At 76.4% G+C, this 6,490-nt stretch carries 6 protein-coding genes; 3 read left to right on the top strand and 3 right to left on the bottom strand.

The features are described 5' to 3' along the window. The coding region (locus tag KS423_RS35180; RefSeq protein ID WP_224283809.1) for a saccharopine dehydrogenase at positions 1 to 893 on the bottom strand (893 nt) is incomplete at its 3' end. A gap of 123 nt (positions 894 to 1,016) precedes the next feature. Between KS423_RS35180 and KS423_RS35175 the strand changes: the two genes are divergently transcribed. After that, entirely contained in the window at positions 1,017 to 1,856 is an 840-nt protein-coding gene (locus tag KS423_RS35175; protein ID WP_224283807.1) for an alpha/beta fold hydrolase, read from the top strand. An 80-nt stretch (positions 1,857 to 1,936) separates the two neighbouring features. Here KS423_RS35175 and KS423_RS35170 read toward each other — a convergent pair whose 3' ends face one another. Next, entirely contained in the window at positions 1,937 to 3,634 is a 1,698-nt protein-coding gene (locus KS423_RS35170; protein ID WP_224283808.1) for a GAF domain-containing protein, read from the bottom strand. Between the two features lie 392 nt (positions 3,635 to 4,026). Between KS423_RS35170 and KS423_RS35165 the strand changes: the two genes are divergently transcribed. Next, positions 4,027 to 4,884, top strand: a complete 858-nt coding sequence (locus KS423_RS35165; RefSeq protein WP_224283806.1) for a universal stress protein — start codon at positions 4,027 to 4,029, stop codon at positions 4,882 to 4,884. 181 nt (positions 4,885 to 5,065) lie between these two features. Next, the gene (locus tag KS423_RS35160) at positions 5,066 to 6,073 is read left to right on the top strand and encodes a hypothetical protein (RefSeq protein WP_224283805.1); all 1,008 of its coding nucleotides are present in this window, start codon (positions 5,066 to 5,068) and stop codon (positions 6,071 to 6,073) included. A gap of 30 nt (positions 6,074 to 6,103) precedes the next feature. Here the strand turns inward: KS423_RS35160 and KS423_RS35155 are convergent. After that, positions 6,104 to 6,490 (bottom strand): copper chaperone PCu(A)C (locus KS423_RS35155; protein ID WP_224283804.1); only part of this gene is annotated, 387 nt, incomplete at its 5' end.

The raw sequence follows: 6,490 nt of genomic DNA, 5'->3' as shown, positions 1-6,490 counted from the left end.
AGCAGGGCGCCGACGGCGGTGAGGTGCGCCTGGCCGGCCCGGTCCTCGACGGTGGCGGTGAGGGTGCGCCCGCCGGAGGAGACGTCGGTGCGCAGCAGGGCGGTGCCGCCCTCGCCGGGCGAGTACAGCAGGGCGCGGCGGGCCGGCTCCCAGCGCTCGCCGCGCCCCCAGCGGAAGAACCCGGCGCGCCGGACGGCCAGCAGGGCGGTGGTGGAGGAGCGGGAGCTGAAGCCGATCCGGGTGGTGGCAGTGGTGGCGCCCAGCGTGAGCGGGAGGGTGAACTGTTCGGGGGTGTCGATCCCGGCGACCAGGGTCGGGGCGGCGCCGATCCGCACGGTGCGCGGACGGCTGAGCGGGGCGACGGTGCGGCGCCGGCCGTCCTGCACCACCTCGTAGTCGAGCCCGAGGCGGTCCATGAACTCCACCGAGTCGGCGCCGGCCCGGTCCGCGAGGTCCCAGCGGACGGCGGTCTCGATCCGCTCGGCCCCGCCCAGCCGGTCCGCCAGGGCGGCGGCGACCAGGCTGGTCACCCCGCCCATCCAGGCGGAGGAGAGCAGCACCGGGGCGGTCGGGCGCAGCAGGGCGGCGAGTGTGGCGGCGCGCTGGAGCCGGGCGGTCCAGCGGGTGACGTCCACGTACGGGACGCCCGCGCCGACGGCGGCCCGCAGCACCCGGTCGTCCGGGTCGTTGACCACCCCGACCACGGCCCGGACACCGGCGGTGAACGGTTCGGGGTCGGCGAGGTCCCAGCGGCGGGCGGTGGCGCCGTCCAGTTCGGCGGCGAGGGCGGCGCCGCGCTGTTCGGAGCGGCCGGTGAGCAGCAACGGCCAGGCGGGGGCGGCGAGTCGGGCGAGTTCGGCGCCGACGGTGCCGTAGCCGCCGACCAGCAGCACGGGGCCGGCGGGGTTGTGGCCGATGCGGTCCGAGGGGAAGGTGGGATGAACGGGGCGACCGTGCGGAACGGGTTCGGTGCTCATGGGAGACAAATATAGGTCGCTCGACCTAAAATTGTCGTCATGACTGAATCCGCCGTTACCGGTTCCCATGACGACCTGCGCTTCTTCGACAGCGGCCACGGCCGCCTCGCCTACCTCGACGCCGGTACCGGCGAGCCGCTGGTGCTGCTGCACGGTGGCCTGCTGGACCACCGGAACTGGGCGGACCAGATCCCCGCCCTGCTGTCCGAGTACCGGGTGATCGCACCGGACACCCGCGGCCACGGTGTCTCCGACAACGCGAGCCGGCCCTTCCGCGCCGTCGACGACCTGGCCGACCTGCTGCGCCACCTCGGCCTCGGGCCGGTGACCGTGATCGGGCTCTCCATGGGCGGGACGATCGCCCTCGACCTGGCCCTCGAACACCCCGAGCTGGTCGGCGCGCTGGTGATCAGCGGCAACGGCACCGGCGAGTCCGAGTTCAGCGACCCGTGGCTCGGCGAACTCGCCGCCGAGCAGACGGCCGCGCTCGCCGAGGGCGACGCCGAGCGCTGGCTCGACTCCTTCACCCGGCTCGCCTCCGGGCCGCACCGCCGCCTGGACGAGGTCGACCCGGAGGTGGTGCGCCGGCTGAAGGAGATGACCCGGAACACCGTTGCCAAGCACACCCCCGACGAGCCCCAGTACCTGGTGCCGGTGACCGACAGCTGGAAGCGGCTCACCGGGATCACCGTCCCGCTGCTGGCGATCAACGGCGGCATCGACTCGGTGGACCACATCAACCTGGCCGAACGGGTCGTGCGCACCGTCGTCAACGGCCGCGCGGTGATCGTCGAGGGCACCGGCCACTACCCGAACATGGAGCGGCCTGAGGAGTTCAACGCCCACCTCCTGGACTTCCTGCGCGCGCTGCGGGGCTGACGGCCCCGCGCTGCGGGGCCGCCCACGCCCGGGAGGGCTCAGGAGCCGGCCGGGAGGGCGCAGGGCCCGGTCGGGAGGCCTCAGGAGCCGACCGGGGCCTCCCACACCAGCCGGGTGCCGCCGCCCTCGGCCGGGTCGACGGTGAAGGAGCCGCCGACCCGGTCGGCGCGCTCGGCCAGGTTGCGCAGCCCGCTGCGCCGGCCGCCCTCGGGCACGCCGACGCCGTCGTCCGTCACGGTCAGCACCACCCGCCCGGCCAGCGCGCGCAGCGTCACCTCGACCCGGGACGCCCCGGCGTGCCGGGCGGCGTTGCTGAGCGCCTCGGCGAGCACCGCGACCACGTGTTCGGCCAGCTCCTGCGGCACGTCGGTGTCCAGCAGGCCCTCCATGCTCAGCCGCGGCGCGAAGCCGAGCGTGCTCTGGGCGTCGGTGACCACCCGGGTGGCGCGGGCGCGCAGGCCGCGGTCCGGCTCGCCGTGGGCGCGCAGGCCGAAGATGGTCGAGCGGATGATCTTGATGGTCTCGTCCAGGTCGGCCACCGCCCGGGCCACCCGGTCCGCCGCGGACCGGCTCTCGATCAGCCGGCCCGCGCTCTGCAGCGTCATCCCGGTCGCGAACAGCCGCTGGATCGCCAGGTCGTGCAGGTCCCGGGCGATCCGGTCGCGGTCCTCCAGCAGGTTCAACTGCTCGGCGTCGCGCCGCCGTTCGGCCAGCTCCAGGGCGAGCGCGGCCTGGTCGGCGAAGCCCAGCAGCGGGCCGGTCTCCTCCGGCCCGAAGGCCGGCTGCCCCTGCGCCCGGGCCAGCAGCAGCACGCCCCGCCCGTAGCCGGCACCGGTGCCCAGCGGCACCGCCACCGCCGCGCCCAGCCCGTCGAAGCGACCCGCCGGGCCGGCCGGGAAGCGGGCGTCACAGGCCAGCTCGTCACTGGTGGCCGGCGAGCCGGAGGCGTACGCGGCGCCGGACAGCGTGCCGTCCACCGGCACCGTCACCCCCAGCCGCGCGGACGGCGTGCCGCCCAGTGCGACCTCGACGGTCAGCTCCTCGGCCCGCTCCTCCGGGCCGGCCAGCGCCACCGAGACGTCCGCCAGCTCGGAGCCCGAGATCTCCCGGGCCCGGCGGGCGATCAGCTCGACCACCTCCAGCCGCGGCGCCCCCGACAGCAGACTGCGGGTGATCTCGGTGCTCGCCCGCAGCCAGCGCTGGCGCAGCTGCGCCTCCTCGTACAGCCGGGCGTTGTCGATCGCCACACCGGCCGCGACCGCCAGGGTGGAGATCACCGCCTCGTCGTCCTCGTCGAAGTCCAGCCCGCCGCGCTTGTCGGTCAGGTAGAGGTTGCCGAACACCTCGCCGTGCACCCGCACCGGCACCCCCAGGAAGGTGTGCATCGGCGGATGGTTCGGCGGGAAGCCGACCGAGGCCGGGTGGTCGGACAGCACCGGGCAGCGCAGCGGCTGCGGCTCGCGGATCAGCTCGCCCAGGATGCCCCGGCCCGAGGGCGGCGGGCCGATCTCGGCGATCTCCTCCTCCGTCAGGCCCACCGTCAGGAACTGCGACAGGGTGTGCCCGTCCGGCCCGATCACCCCGAGCGCGGCGTAGCGGGCGTCCACCAGGTCGGCGGCGGCCTCCACGATCCGGTGCAGCGCCTGCGACAGGTCCAGCTCGCGACCGACCGCCAGCACCGCCTCCAACAGGCTGTGCACCCGGTTCTGCGTGCCGCGCGCCGCGTCGATCCGCCACTGGAGCTCCTCCAGCAGCTCGTCCAGGCGCAGCCGTGGCATCCGCGCGCCGCCACCCGCCGCGCTGCCGTCCGCTCCGCCCACCGCTGTCCTCCTCGTCGTGCTGCCCTGACCGACCCGTCCACCGTCCGGACGTGCCACATCCGCCCTGCGGACGGCCGCCCCCGCCGTCCGGCCCGGCTCGGGCGCCGTCCGACCAGCGGGATTGCCGTGTTCACGGTAATGCCCAGGTGTCGGTGGTGGGGACGGCGGGGTCGGCCGTAGGCTCCGTCGGGCGGGCCTTTCGGCCCGTCGTCCAGGGCCCTGGGGCCTCTGCCGCCGGGCGGTGGCGGGCTGACAGGGTGGGGGAGGAGCGGACGGGGCGTCAGAGCGCACCGCAGCCCGCACCGAACCGCCGAGCGTCGACAGCGTGTCGACAGTGTGGAGGAAGACTCATGACGTCAACCGTGCTGGCCGGGGTCGACGGCTCGCCGCAGAGCACCGCGGCCGCCCACTGGGCCGCCGCCGAGGCGGTGCGCCGGGGCGCCTCGCTGCGCCTGGTGCACGCCTGGCCGTGGCTGACCGACGGCGTGTCCTCCTACGCCGAGCCGGACGCCCTGCCCGAGGCCGTCCGCCGCACCCTGGCCGAGGCCGCCGAGGACATCCGCGGCCTGTACCCGGACCTGACCGTGGAGAGCGACGCCGTCCTGGACGCGCCGGTGGACGGTCTGCTGGCCGCCGCCGCGGAGGCGGAGCTGCTGGTGATCGGCTCGCGCGGCCGCGGCGGCTTCACCGGGCTGCTGCTCGGCTCGGTCAGCATGTCGGTGGCCGGGCGCAGCACCGTGCCGCTGGTCGTGGTCCGCGAGACCGGCACGCCGGGCGAGGGCGCGGCCGAGGTGGTGGTCGGCGTCGACGCCCACACCCCGGAGGCGGAGGTGCTCGACTTCGCCTTCCGCGAGGCGGCCCTGCGCGGCGCCCGGCTGCGGGCCGTGCACGGCTGGGACCTGCCGCCGGTGTTCGGCTACGCGGGCGGCGTCGTCCCGGCGGCCGAGCTCGGCCAGCTGGAGGCGCTGGAGGCCAAGCTGCTCTCGCTCGCCCTGGCCGGCCTCCGCGAGCAGCACCCGGAGGTCGAGGTGGTCGAGGACGTGCAGGTCGGTGCCGCCCGCGCCCTGGTCGAGGCCTCCACCGGCGCCGCGCTGGTCGTGGTCGGCCGGGGCCGGCGCCCGATCGAGTTCGGCCCCCGGCTCGGCCGGATCGCGCACGCCGTACTGCACCACGCCGAGGCCCCCGTCGCGGTCGTCCCGCACGGGTGACAGGCGGTCCGTCCGGTGGATCCGCCCCCGTCCTGATCCACCGGACGGGCCCGGGGACGGGCCCAAGGGCCCTGTCCCCGGCCCACGCCGGGCGCGCACCCTCGAAAGCAGCGGGACCCCGGGCGTTTGCGCGAACCCCGCGATCGAAACCGAAGCCTCGCGGTTGAAGGAGTGGATCGCCATGACGTTCGACCCGGCTGTGACCCAGATGCTCAGCGCAGCCGACCTGCGCCTGCTCGCCGCCGCCGGCGGCGCGGCGCCGTCGCTGCACAACAGCCAGCCCTGGCGCTTCGTGCCGACCCCGGACGGGCGCGGGCTCGCCGTGTACGCCGACACCGGGCGCTCCGTACCGCTGGCCGACCCGGTCGGCGCCGCGGTGCACGTCGCGGTCGGCGCGGCCGTGTTCAACCTGCGGGTGGCGGCCGGCCGGCTGGACCGGGAACCGGTGGTCCGGCTGCTGCCGGACGCCGCCGAGCCCGAGCTGCTCGCCGTGCTCGACCTCTCCCGCCCGGCCGCCGCATCGGCGCCCTTCGGCCGCGACCTCTACCCCGCCATCGCCGCCCGGCACTCCAGCCGCGAGCCGTTCACCCAGCGGGATGTGCCCGAGGCGGTGATCGGCGAGCTGATCGATGCCGCCCGCGAGGAGGGCGTCGCGCTGGCCGCACTGGAGGAGGAGGGCGTACGGCGGGTGCAGGCGCTCACCGCCGAGGCCGAGAGCCGCAACGCCGCCGACCCGGCCCGCACGGCCGAGTCCCGCGCCTGGCTGCGGCCCGACGACGGCACCGCCGAGGACGGCATCCCGATGGCCGCGCTCGGCCCGCAGGACCACGACGCCCGGGTGCCGATGCGCGAGTTCGCCGGCCGCCCGCCGGAGGCCCCCGCGCAGCCCTCCCGGCGCTTCGAGGCGCTGCCCCAGCTGTGCACCCTCACCACCCCCGGCGACGGCCCGCTGGACTGGCTGCGCACCGGGCAGGCGCTGGAGCGGGTCTGGCTGCTGGCCACGCTGCACGGCGTCCGGCTCACCATCTGGCACCAGGCGATCGAGTGGCCGGACACCCGCTGGGCGCTGCGCGACCCGGCCGCCGGGCCGGGCCACGTCCAGCTGGTGCTGCGCACCGGCTACGGCCCGCCCGGGACGGCCACCCCGCGCCGGACGGTCGAGGAGACCCTCGGGGACCGCCCTTCCTGAGCGACGGTCCCGGGCCTGTCCCCGGACCGTTCAGCGCGGGCGCTCGGCCGCCGGCAGCACCTGTGCGGCGAGCCGCAGCGGCGGGCTGTTCCGGAAGGTGAGGGTGAACTCCACCCACTGGCCGGCCCGCAGCGGCGGCGGGTCGGCGATCACCAGATCCGCGTCCTCCGGCGTCATCCGCAGCTCGCCGCCGGCCGGCACCGGTAGCGCCGGTGCCGGCTCCCAGCGGCCCGCCGCGCCCTGGTGCAGGTGCCGCTTCGGGGTGATCCGGCCACCGAACTCCCAACTGGCACCGGTCAGTTCGTCCGGGATGTCGCCCGGGTTACGGACCGTGAAGAAGGCCGCCGTGGCGGAGGCCGCGCCCGCCGTCGGCAGCAGCACCCAGCCCGGCCCGGCCTCCACCGGGCGGGCGCGGCC

Origin of the sequence: Streptomyces sp. LS1784 (assembly GCF_020103755.1) — a bacterium.
Classification (GTDB): Bacteria; Actinomycetota; Actinomycetes; order Streptomycetales; family Streptomycetaceae; genus Kitasatospora.
This window is presented reverse-complemented; position numbering and strand designations above follow the sequence as displayed.